We start from the raw sequence: 16,078 nt of genomic DNA, 5'->3' as shown, positions 1-16,078 counted from the left end.
GAAATTTCCATTCACATCAGACAATGGCTATTTATCAGCAAGAACCCAAAGTAACCGCCTTAGAACGAATTCAGCGAGATCGTAAGCTATGTGATAGTTTAGAAACCGCGATTACACGCAGTGGATTACAAGATGGAATGACGGTATCGTTTCATCACGCTTTCCGAGCAGGTGATTATATCGTAAATATGGTGATGAACAAGATTGCTGAGATGGGGTTTAAAAATCTGACGCTTGCTTCTAGTTCCTTAACCGATATTCATTCTCCCCTTATTGAACATATTAAAAATGGCGTAATCCGTAAAATTTATACATCGGGATTACGCGGTGAACTTGCCGATCAAATTTCTAATGGATTAATGGAAGAGCCTGTTGTTATTCATTCTCATGGTGGCCGAGTTCACCTTATTCAAAGTGGTGAATTACACATTGATGTTGCCTTTCTTGGTGTACCGATTTGTGATGATTTTGGTAATGCAAATGGATTTAGTGGAAAAAATAATTGCGGTTCACTGGGTTATGCTCGTGTTGATGCTGATTATGCGGATAAGATTGTATTATTGACAGAAGAAATCGCAAATTATCCTCATCATCCTATTAGTATCGCCCAAGATCGCGTTGATTTTATCGTTAAAGTAGATCAAGTTGGTGATCCTAAGAAAATTGGTGGCGGAGCGACCAGAATGACAAAAAATCCACGCGAACTTCTTATTGCACGCAAAACAGCAGAAGTAATTTTCGCGAGTGGTTATTTTAAAGATGGCTTTTCGCTTCAAACAGGAAGTGGAGGTGCGTCGCTTGCAGTAACGCGATTCTTAGAAGATAAAATGCGGCGGAAAAATATTTGTGCCGATTTCGCTTTAGGCGGAATCACTTCCAGTATGGTGGCGTTACACGAAGCGGGATTAATTAAAACATTGTTAGATGTACAAAGTTTTGATAAAGATGCCGCTGATTCCCTTGCTCGTAATCCAAATCATATTGAAATTAGTGCGAATCAATATGCGAATTTTGGATCTAAAGGGGCCTCTGTTGAACGCCTTGATATTGTGATCTTAAGTGCTTTAGAGATTGACACTCAATTTAATGTAAATGTCTTAACTGGTTCTGATGGGATTATCCGCGGAGCTTCGGGCGGACATTGCGATACAGCAGCTTGTGCAAAAGTGGCAATTATTGTAGCCCCGCTCGTACGTGGTCGTATTCCAACTGTTGTAGAAAATGTGATTACTTGCGTTACGCCGGGAGAAAATATTGATATTTTGGTTACCGATCACGGTGTTGCAGTAAACCCTAAACGACCAGATTTAATCGAAAAATTGACCGCACTTGGTATTCAGCTCTTTACGATTGAGCAATTATGTGAAAGAGCTTATCAGCTAACAGGCAAACCAAAAGCCCTTGAGTTTACCGAAAAGCCTGTGGCGGTTGTCCGCTATCGGGATGGTTCGGTGATAGATGTTGTTTATCAAATTAAATCGGAGATGGTGGCTGAATAATGTCTGGGTTTAGTCGGTTTCACGCTTCCTTAACAAACGCACTCAGCCAACAAGGAGATTCTGTTTCATTGATGGCTTTGCTTGATGGAAAAGAGCAACGTGCGAGATTACAGCGTGAATTGTGCCAGCAGTATCGCCAAACATTACTCAGTGTAACGGTGATAGCACCTGGTGCGGTAAAGCGTAATCCATTATTAAGTTATGTATTTAAACAGGCATTGCGTAGATTAAATAGCCTGTTTAAACAACTTAATGTAAAGCCGACTAAATCTATTATTCGTAGCATAGAAAGTGGGGATGAAGCCTTTTTTGTTTTACCTATTGATGCTCAACGTTTAAAGCAAGAAACGATCATTTTAGAAGAAACTTCACCCATTGGGCGATTATGGGACTTTGACATTTTTAATTCCAATGGCGATCTGATCGCTCGTAATGATTTAGGTTATCCACCGCGTGATTGCTTGATTTGCGGAGAGAATGCTAAATCTTGTGCAAGAAGCAGACAACATTCCTTATCTGAATTGCAAAACGCTATGTTCCAACGTGTGGTACAGCATCAATTAGGTCTTTTTACTGCCAAAAAAGTAAGACGAGCCTTATGGAAAGAAGCAAATTTGACACCAAAACCAGGGCTTGTTGATAGGGATAATAATGGATCCCATCAGGATATGGATTTACATACTTTTATTAAAAGTATCAACGCATTAACATCGTATTGGCAGCGGTTTGTTTGGCTAGGCTGTCGCACTGCTTCGTTTCCCTCTCAGCAGGTTCTTCCCCACTTAAGAAAATTAGGCTTAGAGGCAGAACAAGCTATGTTTAAAGCAACACAAGGCGTGAACACGCATAAAGGTGGTATTTTTGCATTTGGCTTAACTTGTGCGGCGATTGGGCGGTGTTGGACATTAGAGCAAGCTATGAATAGTACGCAAATTTGTATGATTGTGGCTGACTTTTGTTGTGGAATTAGCCAAGAACTTAATGAAAGTGATGAGCTTACCGCTGGAGTAAGAATTTTTCAGCGTTATGGTATAAAAGGTGCAAGAGGCGAAGCGGAATTAGGTTTTCCTCTTGTTCGTGATTGCTCTCTTCCTTATCTTCAACAGCAGTTAAATCAACACATTCCTTTAAATCAAGCGTTATTGAAAACATTATTAATGTTATTTGCCAATAATCAGGATAGTAATGTTATTCATCGTGGTGGAATAGAAGGGCTTGCTTGGTTTCAAGACCGAGCTAAACAAACGCTTTCATATTTATCTCTGTACCCTGAACGATTAGTGCGTGAATTAACGTCTTTCAATCAAGAATGTGTTGAAAAAAATATTAGTGCAGGTGGCTGTGCTGATTTACTTGCTCTGACCTATTTCTTTTTTATTTTTTTTAATTAATGAGGAAATTATGACAAAACTTCATAAAACATTAATATTGGCTGCCATTCCTATTCTGGTTTGGATTTTACCAGCCCCTGACGGATTGCCTTTAATTGCGTGGCGATTATTTGGTATTTATCTCGCAACGATTGTTGGGCTTGTACTGAAACCTTATGGTGAACCCGTTATTTTGTTAGCGGCGGTAGCACTCTCATCAATCGTGATTGGGAATACGGAAGGTGCAAGTAAACTCGTTAAGGTATCTCAAGCATTGAGCGGTTATCAATCAGGTACGACTTGGTTGATTTTTACCGCCTTTACATTAAGTTCAGCTTTTGTTATCACGGGGTTAGGAAAACGCATTGCTTATCATCTTATTGGTTGGTTAGGAAACACTACATTGCGTTTAGGCTACGTTACTATGTTTCTGGATTTATTACTTTCACCGGCAACACCATCAAACACGGCTCGTGCTGGAGGAATTATTTTCCCGATTATTAATAGTGTGGCTGTTGCTTTAGGTTCCACGCCTAATGAAAGTCCAAAACGAGCGGGGCGTTTCCTCTTAATGAATGTATATATGGTTGTAAAATCAACAAGTTATATCTTCTTAACAGCAATGGCTCCAAATGCGTTAGCCCTTTCTTTGATGGCACCGATTTTAGGTTTTAAAATGGATTGGCTGCAATGGTTCTTAGCCGCTTCTATTCCTGGATTGCTATGTTTATTTTTAATTCCTTTAGTTTGTTATTTCACCGCCCCACCAGAATTAAAGCAAGTGGATAATAAAGCAATCTCTGACAAAGGATTAGCAGAACTAGGGCCAATGAGTTTTAGGGAAAAGGCATTAGCGATTTTATTTGTGTTAGCGTTACTCTGCTGGATTTTTGCTGATACGCTAGGCGTGAATGCAACTACTGTCGCGTTAAGTGTTATGGTGCTATGTGTTGTATTAAGCATTGTTTCTTGGGACGACATTCTTAAAAATAAAGCTGGTTGGAATACCTTAATTTGGTATGGTGGCATTATTGGTATGTCAACGATTCTTGATAAAGCAGGCTTTTTCAAATGGTTAGCGAATGTTTTCGAACAATATCTTAATTTTGGTGATAATAGTACATTAGCTCTTGTTGCTATTTTATTTACTAGTGTGGCAGTTCGCTATCTTTTCGCTTCTGGCGGTGCTTATGTTGCAGCTATGGTTCCCGTATTTGCAACCGTCGGTAAAGTAGCGGGGGCTCCTGTTGAGCTATTAACCATTGGTTTACTCTTTGCGAATGCTTATGGCGGCAGCGTTACTCACTATGGTGGTGGACCGGGGCCAATTACCTTTGGTGCTGGTTATAATGATATTAAATCTTGGTGGATCGCTGGTGCTATTGTCGCCTTCGGAAGCCTAATCATTCATTGTACTATTGGGGTCGCTTGGTGGAATTTCTTGTTAAATCTAGGTTGGCTATAATTGCGTCATAACGCATTAAAGATTATCTCATCGAAAGGTTTGGCATTAATAGCCAAACCTTTTTAGTTATTTCACTTACCATTGCAATATTACATTTCTCATACAATAAAAAGTGTTATGTCAGGTGGGTAGCCGAGAAAGATAAAATTCCGCTAGGGCAAGATCTTCAGGGCGAGTGATTTTGAGATTATCACTTCTGCCTGCCACAAGATAGGGGTGAAAGCCCATTAACTCCATTGCCGAGGCTTCATCTGTGATGGTGAAATTGTTGGCTAAGGCTTGTTGCAAGGCGTGTTTTAGTGTTTGAGCGGGGAAAAATTGGGGCGTTTGAGCAAGCCAAAGTTGTGAGCGATCTTCTGTTTGTTGAATTTGTAAGCTTGAATTTGTGCGTTTTATGGTGTCCACGGCTGGAATGGCTAAAATTGCCCCATTGATGTCGTTGATTTGTAATAATTTATCGAGATCTTGATGAGTCAGACAAGGACGTGCGGCATCGTGTACCATAACCCAAGTGTTCGCGTTGTTTTTAATTTGTTGTAAGCCATTTAGCACGGATTCCGCTCGTGTTTTTCCCCCTTCAACAAGTTGAATTTTTGAATGATTGAGTAAGTTGATTTCCGCCAAATAAGGATCGCTAGAGGTTACCGCCACAATAATTTGGCTAATGGCAGGGTAGTGAATTAGCACTTCAAGGGTATGCTCAAGAATGGTTTTTCCCTGAATTTTTAAATATTGCTTCGGTTTATCCGCCTGCATACGGCTACCAATACCCGCTGCTGGGACAACTGCAATAATTTCACGGAGTGAATGTTTCATTATTTATGCTCTTTACTTATGTTCTTTTACAATACGATAAAAGATTTCGTTATTTTTTACCATCTCGTGTTGTAATCTGGCTCGTTCTTCAATAGCATTCACTCCTTCTTTAAGATCTTTAATTTCTGCCGCAATGATTTGATTACGCTGGGAAAGTTTTTCACTTTCTTGTTGGTGAAGAGCGATTTCTTTTTCTATATTTTTATAATCGAAGTAACCATTTTTTCCAAACCAAAAATCATATTGGAACAGCAGGACAAAGCCTATCAGAATAAAAATTAGTAAACGCATAAATTTTCTCGTCAATTGAACGTAGCGATAGTTTACCTTGAAATGAGTAACATTTGTAGTATAGTCGTTTGATTTCAAAATAATACTGCGTTACTTCGCCTTGCCGTACTAGTTGTACTGTTTGCGGCTTGTTGCCTTGTCTTATTTTGAACTTAAACGACTATAAATGGATATTTTTAAGTGCGGTGTAATTTTGGCGAATTTTATGAAAAAAGCCTCGTTAGACGAGGCTTTAGATTATGTTTATCGGTACATTTTATTCAACAACCAGTTTTTTTCCGTCATAACTCATTGTTTGAACTGCGGTGAGTGCTTTCCCTCCTTGACCTTCACCACCGATTAATAGCACTTTGTTATCATAGCTGACACTTACCCCATAACCAATCGGCTCTGGTAAGTTACCAATAATTTTCCAAGTGCCTTTCTTGGCATTGAGTGCATAAACATCACTATGCCAAGTTTTTTTCAACCCACCAGTGCGATGTGCATCGGTGATACCATTTTGATAATTTGCACCCCCCCGGGAAGTTTGCCCCACCGGTTACGATATAGTTACCGTAGGTGTAGCCCCCCATTGCACCTGCAATACCTTCTTGTTGTTTTTGCCCTTTCGGTGTTGGTAAATCACCTAATTTTTTCCAAGTAACTCCATTTTTACCGATTGTACCAAGTTCCGTGGTTTGGGTTCGCAATCCTGCTTTTACTTCTCCGTTTACAACAAGAAGCTTGTTATCCTTAATTGCCACAGCTGCCCCTGCTCGTCCTGAGTATGGGAAAATGCCTTCGTTACGCCACGTGTTGGTGGCTGGCTCGTAGCTGACAATTTCTGGTGAGAAGAAGAAATCCTGTACGCGTAAATTGAAATAAGGATCAAAAATGGCTTTTTCTTTGTCTTTATCGCCACCTGCGGCTGCGATGTCTTGGAAAAGTCCGTTCCAAATTTCTTGGTTAATTCCGCCTACAAAATAAATTTTACCGTTCGTTTCTGCTACACTTGCCCCCACAGCTGAACGTGGTGAGCGAGTTTGCAATTTTGTCCAAGTGTTTGTTTCTGGATCATAGCGATAAGCATCATTAATCACTTGATTTTTCGCCACATCCGTATCTTGGAAACCGCCAAACACATAGAGCTTACCATCTACGCCAGCAGAAACTGGTTGATTACGTTTTCCACCTGGGAATGCTGGCAGTTCTTGCCATTTAGCATCTTTTTCTTTCAAATTAAGGGAATAAAATTTATCTCCACCCGTTCCTAAACCCACATAAACGGTATCTCCAATTAATGCCCCTGTTCCGCTTTTAATCCCTACAGGCAGATCTGGATATTGGCTTGCTTGTGCAGCAAATGCTGTCATTGCAATGGCAGCAAATAATGCACTGTGTAATGCTGTTTTTTTCATATTGACCTCTTGTCGTTAAGGTTATTGCTTAATAGATTGAGTAAGCAAACCGCTATTTAGCTAACTCAGAGATTTCTGCTACAGCTTGTTTTCCAACTTCACCATTCTTTTTCAAGTATTCATCGTAGTATGGTTGTAACGCCGCTTTAAACGGAGCAAGATCGGGTTTTGTTACGGTTACGCCTTTTTCTTGGAAGAAAGTGATTAACTCATTTTCACCGTCCACAAATAATTTTGTGTGATAATCTGCAGCTTTAAGTGCGGCTTCTTTCACCACGGCTTTCAAATCATCTGGTAACTCATCAAGGGTTTCATTACTGATAACGTAAAGTTGGTCATTTAAAATGTGGTTGGTTAATGCTAAGTATTTTTGCACTTCATAGAATTTTTGCGCTTGAATGGTTGGTAATGGGTTTTCTTGGCCATCTACCGCATTGGTTTGTAACGCAAGATACACTTCAGAGAACGCCATTGGTGTTGGGGTTGCACCGACATATTTCGCGAAAGCAAGGTTAGTCGCCGCATTTGGCAAACGAAGTTTCAAGCCTTTCATATCCGCAATGCTGTTAATTGGGCGGTTTGAGGTGGTTTGGCGAGTACCGTTATAACCGATAGAAAGCACGCTCACGTCTAATTCTTTATTGATTTTAGCGAATAAGTTTTTACCAAAGTTTGTTTCTAACACGGCTTTTTTCGCCACATCAAAATTTTTTAACATATAAGGCAGTGCAAACACTTCCGCTTCTGGATAGAAAATTTGGAAACGGGCAGATTCTGCAAGGGTGAAGTCTAATGCACCATCTTTAAGCTGTTTTAACATTACGCGGTCATCACCAAGTTGTGCGCTTGGGAAAATTGCAATTTCAATTTTACCTTGAGATTTGTCTTTCACTTCTTTTGCGAAGAATTCAACGGCTTTGTATTCATTAGAGCTTGTACCAGCAACCATACCAAATTTTAAGTTATAGTCTGCGGCAAATACCGAGCTAGATAGACCTAAACATAATGTAGCAAGAGCAAGTTTGTTTAATTTCATTGCAATTCTCCTTTCATTGATTTGCAGAGTAAATAGAATATAACGCCTAAAAGGGGGAATATTGAGATTTGGAGGATAATCTCTGTGCAAAGCAATGGTATTCCCCTAATATTTATATGATAAATGAAGTAATATTTCATTACTGAGAGTTATATCACAGAATTGAAAAAAGGGCGGAAAAACTTTTAGAAAAGGATTTGGCTGTTTAGTTCAGTACTATTAGAGATATGTAAGTGTATTTTTTGAAAAAATACTCCAATTTTAAAGAATTATTCTAAAATCAAAGTGCGGTATTTTTTTCTGAGATTTTAAGGAATCAAAGTGTAATTTGCTTATGAAAGGGCTGAATTTAGAAAGCAGCCCTATATTTAATGCTTTGGTAACTAGAAACTACACCCAATATTTCTCAATTTCCGCTCGAATGGCTTGGGCGGTGGCTTTGCCTTTTTCACCGACTAAAGCCCGCCCTGCGATAAAGGCCTTGGCGTTTTTAATGTCTTTGAATAAATGAATATCCTCAGGCACGATACCGCCGGTAATGGAAAGTTGTAATCCTAAGGCTTCAAGGGCTTTCATTTTTTCAATGTCTTCCTCTGTCCAACCTTTACCAGCTAATTCGGCATCGCGGGAGCGGTGGTAAATGGCTTGAGTTACGCCGAGTTCAACCCATTGCTTCGCGTCGTCTAATGTCCAGTTGCCGTAGATTTCAATTTGAATTTCTTTTTTCACTTTGAGATCGGGGTGGGTAGCATTAAATTCATCTGCCACTTTTTTACACGCCGCTTTGGTAGCAGGGTGAGCGGCGGCGGAAACGGTGAGCCAATCTGCCCCTGCTTCGTAAGACATTTTGGCTAAAATCGCACCACCATCGGTGGTTTTTAAATCGCACACTAAAATATGATTCGGGTGTAAGGCTCGCAAGGTGCTGACGGCTTTCATTCCCTCCGCACAAGCGAGGATTGTACCCACTTCGATAATATCCACTAATTCTTCCGCTTGTTTGGCATCTGCCACGGCTTTTTCTAGGGAAAGGGAATCCAAGGCGATTTGTAATAAAGGTTTAGACATAGTATTTCCTCTTTAATTTATTGATTATTCAGGGCAGCATCAATCACGGCATAGATTTCTTCGGCGGATTGACAACGGCGAATTTTTTCTAAATCAACGCCTGTGAGGCTGTTTGGATCAGAATCTTCCAGCACTTGGGTGATTTCCATAATGCCTTGCATATGCTGATCGGAATCGCTACCCGCGAGGGTGATCAGCACCGAAACGGGCTCTTCTTCGCTTTCAAACGCTACGGGTGTGGTGAGGGTTACAAGGGCGAAGGCGGTGCGGTTCACGCCCTCTTCTGGGCGAGCGTGTGGCATTGCAAGCCCTGGAGCAAGGATAATATAAGGCCCCATTTCTTTGACCATTGAGACAATCGCATCATAATAACGAGGTTCGATCGCTCCTGATTCCACCAGCATATCCGTGCCGATTTTAATCGCCTCTTCCCAGTTTTGGGCGGTTTGGTTGAGCTTGACTGAACGATTTTCGATTAAAGATTCTTTTAGCATAGGCATTTCCTTTAAAAAACATTATTGAAATCATACCGCACTTTTAAAAGTGCGGTCAGTTTTTCGCTTATTTTTGTTGATATTTCTCAATTAAAGCTTGGAGTTCATCGCCAAAGGAATTTGGATTTAGCATATTTTGCACACCAAGCACCGCAACGCGTTCACCGCCGTTGATTTCATCGGCAAGGTGTTTGGAGCAGACGATAATATCCACGCCATCAAGTTTGCCTTTGTAATCGGTAACGGCACAGGAATCCATAATATTTGGGATTCCGCGTTTATCGAGGTAGCCTTTAATTTTCATTTTCATCATCATTGATGAACCTTGTCCTGAGCCACAGACGGCAAGGATTCGCACAGGTTTTTCACCCATTGCACTGTTGGCTTGGGTTTCTGCTACAAGCTCTTGTTCGACTTCATCATTGCCGTAGCCGTCCATTTGCTCGAGGGTTTTCCCTGCGGCAGCCGCGGCGGCTTCGTCAGCGCGTAGCTGGCGTGAGGCGAAGAACATATACACAAGAGCGAGGGCGAGAATGACAAAGAAGAAGCCTGGCACGCTCACGATACCTTGTAAAATCGGTGGGAAGAATAACGCCCAGTCTGCCATTCCCATCCAGCCGTTAAATTCTGCCCCTTGGGTGGCTAACAGATGAATGACCCAGGCTGATCCCATAACTTCGATGATCCCCATCACGAAACAGATTTTCATTACCGCTTTCCAACCGCCAAATTGGTTAGCAAAAACGCCGATGGTGGCATTGGAGAAGAACATTGGGATAAAGCCCAGGATAATGAGAATTGGCGAGTGGAAGCCTAACAATAAGCCTACTGCAACAAATTGACCGATCGCCCCCCAAATAAAGCCGAACACCATTGCATTTGGTGAGAAAGCGTAAATCGCTGCACAGTCAATGGCTAGGACAGAATTTGGAATCAAGCGTTCAGAAATCCCTTTGAAGGCTTCGGAAAGCTCTGCCACGAACATACGCACGCCTGTTACGATAATTTGGATCGCTACGGCAAATTTTAACCCCATTTCAAGGATATACATTGACCAGTGAGTTTTGCCTGCCATTGCTTGCAAATTGTCTAAGCCGAAGGAGAGCAAAATAATGCCGAAGAAAACCGTCATTACCAAGGCGGTAGCAGATACGCTATCGTGGAAAATATGTAGCCATTTTGGCAATTTCATATGATCTACGCTGTCGGTTTTATCGCCGAGTTTTGGCGCTAATTTTGTCGCAATCCAAGAGGCGATTTGTTGTTGGTGTCCGATGGAGAATCCCGCCCCGCCCGTTACCGCTTGGGTTGGTTTGTACATAATATTAGAAGAGATCCCCCAATATAATGCCATTAACACGGAGGTGTAGATCACGGTTTCCCACATTGACGCACCGATGATCATATAGAAAACAGCAACCAAGCCCGCTTGCTGGAACATAATATGCCCCGTGAGCATAATGGTGCGAATCCCTGTGAAACGGCGGAATACCACCAACAGGATATTTAAGAATAACGCCCCAATTACCGCATAGCCTACCCAGCCGTAGTTATCTGCCATTGTTTGAATGGTGGCTTGCATACTGGTGTAAGGATCAATCACTGCCCCGGTGAGATTATGATATTTTGAAAGCCCAGCAATCACTGGTTTGAAGTTGGTGACCAAAAAGCCCGCCCCCGCTTGCACGATCATAAAGCCGACAATGGTTTTGATCGTGCCTTTGATGACGGTTGTGGTGTCTTTTTTCAATAGGATATAACCCAAACACGCTACAATCCCGAGTAGGAAAGGGGCTTTAGATAAAACTTGGGTATTAAAAATCCCGAAATAGTGCATTATGGTTTCCATATATTTACCACCTTATCGCATTTTACATTAATCAAAAGGCTTACTTTCGCAAGCTAACCTAGTTCGTATCATACGCAATAAAAATCAAATAAAAAGATTGGATTTGATTATTTGTGAACAAGATCACAAATTATTTTCATCTTAAAAATCAAAATAATCATTTTTACACCGCACTTTATTTTCTGTTTGAATGGAGAAACCCCCTCTCCCCTAGTAGAACCCTAGCAGAAAGACGACTATTTTTCAGAAAAGTATGACACAGATCACAAATTCAACAAAATTCTCTTTGCATATTTATTTTGATTATTTATGATTAAATAAGATTTAAAATGATTTAAAACGTAAATCTGTTACTAACCCGAATATCAATATTTCAAGAAATAAGGAGTCGATTATGGCAAATGTGAATGAAATTACGCGTGAAAGTTGGATTCTTTCAACCTTTCCTGAATGGGGAACTTGGCTAAATGAGGAAATTGAGCAAGAAGTTGTCCCTGAAGGAAACTTTGCAATGTGGTGGCTTGGCTGTGTGGGCGTGTGGATCAAAACCCCAGGCGGGGCAAATCTGTGTATGGATTTATGGTGTAGCCGTGGGAAATCCACCAAAAAAGTGAAAGATATGGTGAGAGGCCACCAAATGGCAAATATGGCTGGAGTGCGTAAATTACAACCTAACTTGCGTGCTGCCCCAATGGTGATTGATCCTTTTGCGATTAATGAAGTGGATTTCATTTTGGCTTCCCATTACCACAGCGATCATATTGATGTGAACGTGGCAGCGGCGATTGCGAATAATCCAAAACTCGATCACGTTAAATTTGTCGGCCCTTGGCATTGTACAGAATTGTGGAAAAAATGGGGCGTGCCTGAAGATCGTCTAATCACCGTAAAACCTGGTGATGTAGTGAAAATTAAAGATGTGGAAATCCACGCCCTTGATTCTTTTGACCGCACTTGTTTAGTCACTTTACCAGTGGAGGGTGCGGACGCACAAGGGGGCGAATTAAAAGGACTTTGTCCAAGCGATGAAGAAATGGGCCGCAAAGCGGTGAACTATGTGTTCAAAACACCGGGTGGAAACATTTATCACGGGGCAGATTCTCACTTCTCAATCCAATTTGCGAAGCACGGTAAAGAGTTTGATATTGATGTAGCATTAAACAACTACGGTGAAAACCCAGTAGGGATCGCAGATAAAATGACCTCAATCGATTTGCTCCGTATGGCGGAAAGTTTACGCTGTAAAGTGATTATTCCAGTGCATCACGATATTTGGACAAACTTTATGGCAAGTACCGATGAGATCATTGCCTTGTGGAAAATGCGTAAAGAACGTTTACAATATAAATTCCACCCATTTATTTGGGAAGTGGGCGGAAAATATGTTTATCCACGGGATAAAGATTTAATTGAATACCATCATCCAAGAGGCTTTGATGATTGCTTTGAGCAAGAGCCAAATATTCAATTTAAAGCAATGCTTTAGTTTTGGTTATCCCCAGTGTGGACTGGGGAATTTCGCTCATTATTGCAATAACAGCCTGAACGCATTAAGGAAAATATAATGAACGAAACTTATCGGCATAAGCAACTGCTGAATTTACTTGAACAACATAAAGCACTTTCAACGGCGGAGATTGTGGATTTACTTGCAATCTCTCCCGCAACGGCTCGACGAGATATTACGAAGCTGGATCAGCAAGGTAAGCTGAAAAAAATTCGCAATGGTGCAGAAGCGATCAATATGATTACCCCTTTGATAGAAGAAAATATCATTAATCATTTTGATGAGAAGCAACGCATCGCCAAGGCTGCGGCAAAGCTGTGCAAAAACGGTGAGAGCGTTATTTTAACTTGCGGTTCAACAATGCAGCTGTTAGGCAAACAATTAGCAGGAGAAAAGGTGCAAATTATCACCAACTATATTCCTCTCGCCAATTATTTAATTGAACAGCAGCATTCGGATCTCGTCATTATGGGAGGGCAATATAACAAAGAAAAATCCATCACCTTATCGCTCAATCAACAAAATGAAACGAACTATTCTGCTCATATTATGTTCACCAGCGGTAAAGGCTTTACCCGTGATGGCTTATTCAAAACCGATATGATTATTGCAACCTCAGAACAGCAGCTTTCTTCCAAAGCAGAAAAATATGTTGTTTTACTTGATAGCTCAAAATTGGGCAAACAAGTAGGAATGTTATTCACCCAATTACATAACATTGATTTATTAATTACTGGCAAAGAAGCAGATCCGCAAATCATTGAGCAATTAACCGCAGCGGGGCTTGATATTATTCTCGCATAAAGTGCGGTCTTAATTTCATCTGATTTTTTCCTTTGCCAGAGCCAATAGGAATAGAAATCAAATGAGAAAACACAAACTCGGCATTTATGAAAAAGCCTTACCGAAAAATCTTAGCTGGCAAGACAGGCTGTCTATCGCGAAAGCCTGTGGCTTTGATTTTGTGGAGATGTCCATTGATGAAACCGATGAACGTCTAAGCCGTCTTGATTGGACGAAAGCCCAACGCCTCGAGCTGGTACAAGCGGTTCTCAACACAGGCATCACCATTCCTTCAATGTGCCTTTCGGGGCATCGCCGTTTTCCTTTTGGCAGCCACGATGAAGCCACTCGGCAAAAAGCCTATGAAATCATGGAAAAAGCCATTCAGTTGGCGGTAGATTTAGGCATTCGCACCATTCAACTGGCGGGCTATGATGTGTATTACGAAGAGCAAGACGCCGGCACAATCGAACGCTTCCAACAAGGGCTAGAATGGGCGGTAGAACTCGCCGCCAGCAATCAAGTTACCCTCGCTGTGGAAATTATGGACACCCAATTTATGAGTTCCATCACCCGTTGGAAAAAATGGGACGACTTGCTTCGTTCCCCTTGGTTCACCGTTTATCCCGACCTTGGCAATCTCAGTGCGTGGAATGACAACGTAGCAGAAGAGCTGAAACTTGGCATTGACAAAATTTCTGCTATTCACTTGAAAGATACCTTCAAAGTTACCCCAAGCTGTGCAGGGCAGTTCCGTGATGTGCCATTTGGCGAGGGCTGCGTGGATTTTGTCGCCTGTTTTAAAACCTTAGCAGAGCTGAATTATCGCGGTGCATTTTTGATTGAAATGTGGACAGAAAAAGCCGATGAACCGATTGCTGAAATTATCAACGCACGCCGTTGGATAGAACAAAAAATGTTAGAAGGAGGATTTCAATGTTAGCCGAATTACGCGAAAAAGTCTTGCAAGCCAACTTAGCCTTGCCAACACATCATTTGGTTACCTTTACTTGGGGAAATGTGAGCGAAATTGACCGCACTTTAGGGCTGGTCGCCATCAAGCCCTCTGGCGTGGATTATGAAACAATGACTGCAGACGACATCGTGATTGTGGACGTGAACACGGGCGAGCGAGTGTGGGGAACGAAAAAGCCCTCTTCCGACACAGCCACCCACCTTGAGTTATATCGCCAATTCCCCGAAATCGGCGGCATTGTGCATACTCATTCTCGCCATGCCACCCTATGGGCGCAAGCGGGACTTGATTTGCTCCCTCTCGGCACAACCCACGCCGATTATTTCTACGGCAGCATTCCTTGTACCAGACAAATGACCCCACAAGAAATCGCAGGTGACTATGAACTGGAAACGGGCAAAGTGATTGTGGAAACCTTCCGCACTCGTCAAATCGAAGCGAAAGATGTGCCAGCGGTGTTAGTCAATTCGCACGGGCCTTTTGCTTGGGGAACGGATGCCGATAATGCGGTGCATAATGCCGTGGTGTTGGAAGAAATTGCTTATATGAACCTTTTCAGCCGTCAACTCAACCCAAACCTCGCCCCAATGCAACAGGAATTATTAGACAAACATTATTTGCGTAAACACGGCAAAAATGCGTATTATGGGCAATGAAAACTCATTGAAGAAAAGGATAGAAAAATGAATTATCAAGTTGTGGCTTTTGATCTCGATGGTACATTGCTCAATTCGCAAGGGCAAATTTTAGCGGAAAATAAGCAAGCCATTGCTCAGTTAAAACAACAGGGGATCAAAGTAATGTTGGTCACGGGGCGACATCACACGGTGGTGATTCCCTATTATGTGGAGCTAGGGCTAGACACGCCAATTATTTGTTGTAACGGCACTTATGTTTATGATGTGCAAAATGATGAAGTGTTGGCAGCTAATCCACTTTCTCAGCAACAAGCCCAGCAAATTTTGGATACCGCAACGAAACATCATTGCCATTTATTGATGTATTCCCGCAATGCGATGAACTATGCGGAACTCAATCCGCATATGGAAAAATTCCTAAAATGGGTGGCGAGTTGCCCTGAGAATGTTCGCCCACTTGTGCGAAAAGTAGAGAGTATTCAAGAGGTTATCAATCACGATACACCAATTTGGAAATGCGTCATCAGCGCACCAAATCGAGCCATTATGGAAAACGTCATCGCGGATTTACCCGTAGAACAATTTAGCTGTGAATGGTCGTGGGTGGATCGAGTGGATATTGCCAACGCGGGCAACACCAAAGGATCAAGATTACTAGAGGTGCTACACCAATGGAAAATTTCCCCACAACAGGTCATCGCCTTTGGTGATAATCACAACGACATCAGTATGCTCACCACCGTAGGGTTAGGTGTTGCAATGGGTAATGCGGAAGAGGAAGTCAAACATCAAGCCAAGCTTACCACAACGAGCAATGATGAAGCGGGGATCGCACAGCTATTACAACAATATTTCAACGCTTAACGTTAATAAAACCGCTGAATAT

At 41.7% G+C, this 16,078-nt stretch carries 14 protein-coding genes and 1 pseudogene; 8 read left to right on the top strand and 7 right to left on the bottom strand.

Annotated features, from left to right (window positions below; genetic code table 11):
- The first annotated feature begins 23 nt into the window (after positions 1–23).
- From citF to DXZ23_RS01265, 3 genes are read left to right on the top strand one after another with little or no spacing between them, the layout of a single operon-like run.
- Positions 24–1,499, top strand: a complete 1,476-nt coding sequence (citF, locus tag DXZ23_RS01275; RefSeq protein WP_021723984.1) for a citrate lyase subunit alpha — start codon at positions 24–26, stop codon at positions 1,497–1,499.
- Positions 1,499–2,890: a triphosphoribosyl-dephospho-CoA synthase CitG gene (citG, locus tag DXZ23_RS01270; protein WP_017806425.1), complete on the top strand. Its 1,392-nt coding sequence runs from the start codon at positions 1,499–1,501 to the stop codon at positions 2,888–2,890. The genes citF and citG overlap by 1 nt, the downstream gene beginning before the upstream one ends.
- A gap of 10 nt (positions 2,891–2,900) precedes the next feature.
- Positions 2,901–4,334 (top strand): anion permease, encoded by a 1,434-nt coding sequence (locus DXZ23_RS01265; RefSeq protein ID WP_017806426.1) that lies wholly within the window; start codon positions 2,901–2,903, stop codon positions 4,332–4,334.
- A gap of 120 nt (positions 4,335–4,454) precedes the next feature.
- Here the strand turns inward: DXZ23_RS01265 and ispD are convergent, their stop codons facing one another.
- From ispD to DXZ23_RS01230, 7 genes and pseudogenes are all read right to left on the bottom strand, one after another.
- Complete coding sequence (ispD, locus tag DXZ23_RS01260) at positions 4,455–5,150, bottom strand: 2-C-methyl-D-erythritol 4-phosphate cytidylyltransferase (RefSeq protein ID WP_017806427.1); 696 nt, start codon at positions 5,148–5,150, stop codon at positions 4,455–4,457.
- Positions 5,151–5,162: 12 nt separating this feature from the next.
- On the bottom strand, positions 5,163–5,441 hold the full coding sequence (ftsB, locus tag DXZ23_RS01255; protein ID WP_017806428.1) for a cell division protein FtsB: 279 nt from the start codon (positions 5,439–5,441) through the stop codon (positions 5,163–5,165).
- Between the two features lie 256 nt (positions 5,442–5,697).
- A pseudogene (locus DXZ23_RS01250) lies at positions 5,698–6,841 on the bottom strand (N-acetylneuraminate epimerase).
- Positions 6,842–6,893: 52 nt separating this feature from the next.
- The gene (locus DXZ23_RS01245) at positions 6,894–7,877 is read right to left on the bottom strand and encodes a sialic acid TRAP transporter substrate-binding protein SiaP (RefSeq protein ID WP_017806429.1); all 984 of its coding nucleotides are present in this window, start codon (positions 7,875–7,877) and stop codon (positions 6,894–6,896) included.
- 390 nt (positions 7,878–8,267) lie between these two features.
- Positions 8,268–8,945, bottom strand: coding sequence for a 3-keto-L-gulonate-6-phosphate decarboxylase UlaD (locus tag DXZ23_RS01240; RefSeq protein ID WP_017806430.1), 678 nt, complete (start codon positions 8,943–8,945; stop codon positions 8,268–8,270).
- Between the two features lie 17 nt (positions 8,946–8,962).
- Positions 8,963–9,439: a PTS sugar transporter subunit IIA gene (locus tag DXZ23_RS01235; protein ID WP_017806431.1), complete on the bottom strand. Its 477-nt coding sequence runs from the start codon at positions 9,437–9,439 to the stop codon at positions 8,963–8,965.
- Between the two features lie 67 nt (positions 9,440–9,506).
- Entirely contained in the window at positions 9,507–11,288 is a 1,782-nt protein-coding gene (locus DXZ23_RS01230) for a PTS ascorbate-specific subunit IIBC (RefSeq protein WP_017806432.1), read from the bottom strand.
- 394 nt (positions 11,289–11,682) lie between these two features.
- On the opposite strand from DXZ23_RS01230, the gene ulaG reads away from it, so the two are divergent.
- The 5 genes from ulaG to DXZ23_RS01205 all read left to right on the top strand — a co-directional run bounded on the left by ulaG (position 11,683) and on the right by DXZ23_RS01205 (position 16,056).
- Complete coding sequence (ulaG, locus tag DXZ23_RS01225) at positions 11,683–12,774, top strand: L-ascorbate 6-phosphate lactonase (RefSeq protein ID WP_017806433.1); 1,092 nt, start codon at positions 11,683–11,685, stop codon at positions 12,772–12,774.
- A gap of 78 nt (positions 12,775–12,852) precedes the next feature.
- Positions 12,853–13,599, top strand: a complete 747-nt coding sequence (gene ulaR / locus DXZ23_RS01220; protein WP_017806434.1) for an HTH-type transcriptional regulator UlaR — start codon at positions 12,853–12,855, stop codon at positions 13,597–13,599.
- Positions 13,600–13,660: 61 nt separating this feature from the next.
- The gene (locus tag DXZ23_RS01215) at positions 13,661–14,521 is read left to right on the top strand and encodes an L-ribulose-5-phosphate 3-epimerase (protein ID WP_017806293.1); all 861 of its coding nucleotides are present in this window, start codon (positions 13,661–13,663) and stop codon (positions 14,519–14,521) included.
- Positions 14,515–15,210, top strand: a complete 696-nt coding sequence (araD, locus tag DXZ23_RS01210) for an L-ribulose-5-phosphate 4-epimerase (RefSeq protein ID WP_017806292.1) — start codon at positions 14,515–14,517, stop codon at positions 15,208–15,210. The genes DXZ23_RS01215 and araD overlap by 7 nt, the downstream gene beginning before the upstream one ends.
- Before the next feature lie 27 nt (positions 15,211–15,237).
- Entirely contained in the window at positions 15,238–16,056 is an 819-nt protein-coding gene (locus tag DXZ23_RS01205; RefSeq protein WP_017806955.1) for a pyridoxal phosphatase, read from the top strand.
- Positions 16,057–16,078 lie beyond the last annotated feature (22 nt).

The organism is Avibacterium paragallinarum, assembly GCF_900450705.1.
Lineage (GTDB): Bacteria > Pseudomonadota > Gammaproteobacteria > Enterobacterales > Pasteurellaceae > Avibacterium > Avibacterium paragallinarum.
Note: the sequence above shows the minus strand (reverse complement) of the source record. Positions and strands in the feature narration are given on the sequence as shown.

Bases quoted from the DNA above. Each gene is read 5' to 3' on its own strand.
- citF (WP_021723984.1), top strand. From the start codon at position 24: ATGGCTATTTATCAGCAAGAACCCAAAGTAACCGCCTTAGAACGAATT.
- citG (WP_017806425.1), top strand. From the start codon at position 1,499: ATGTCTGGGTTTAGTCGGTTTCACGCTTCCTTAACAAACGCACTCAGC.
- DXZ23_RS01265 (WP_017806426.1), top strand. From the start codon at position 2,901: ATGACAAAACTTCATAAAACATTAATATTGGCTGCCATTCCTATTCTG.
- ispD (WP_017806427.1), bottom strand. From the start codon at position 5,150: ATGAAACATTCACTCCGTGAAATTATTGCAGTTGTCCCAGCAGCGGGT.
- ftsB (WP_017806428.1), bottom strand. From the start codon at position 5,441: ATGCGTTTACTAATTTTTATTCTGATAGGCTTTGTCCTGCTGTTCCAA.
- DXZ23_RS01245 (WP_017806429.1), bottom strand. From the start codon at position 7,877: ATGAAATTAAACAAACTTGCTCTTGCTACATTATGTTTAGGTCTATCT.
- DXZ23_RS01240 (WP_017806430.1), bottom strand. From the start codon at position 8,945: ATGTCTAAACCTTTATTACAAATCGCCTTGGATTCCCTTTCCCTAGAA.
- DXZ23_RS01235 (WP_017806431.1), bottom strand. From the start codon at position 9,439: ATGCTAAAAGAATCTTTAATCGAAAATCGTTCAGTCAAGCTCAACCAA.
- DXZ23_RS01230 (WP_017806432.1), bottom strand. From the start codon at position 11,288: ATGGAAACCATAATGCACTATTTCGGGATTTTTAATACCCAAGTTTTA.
- ulaG (WP_017806433.1), top strand. From the start codon at position 11,683: ATGGCAAATGTGAATGAAATTACGCGTGAAAGTTGGATTCTTTCAACC.
- ulaR (WP_017806434.1), top strand. From the start codon at position 12,853: ATGAACGAAACTTATCGGCATAAGCAACTGCTGAATTTACTTGAACAA.
- DXZ23_RS01215 (WP_017806293.1), top strand. From the start codon at position 13,661: ATGAGAAAACACAAACTCGGCATTTATGAAAAAGCCTTACCGAAAAAT.
- araD (WP_017806292.1), top strand. From the start codon at position 14,515: ATGTTAGCCGAATTACGCGAAAAAGTCTTGCAAGCCAACTTAGCCTTG.
- DXZ23_RS01205 (WP_017806955.1), top strand. From the start codon at position 15,238: ATGAATTATCAAGTTGTGGCTTTTGATCTCGATGGTACATTGCTCAAT.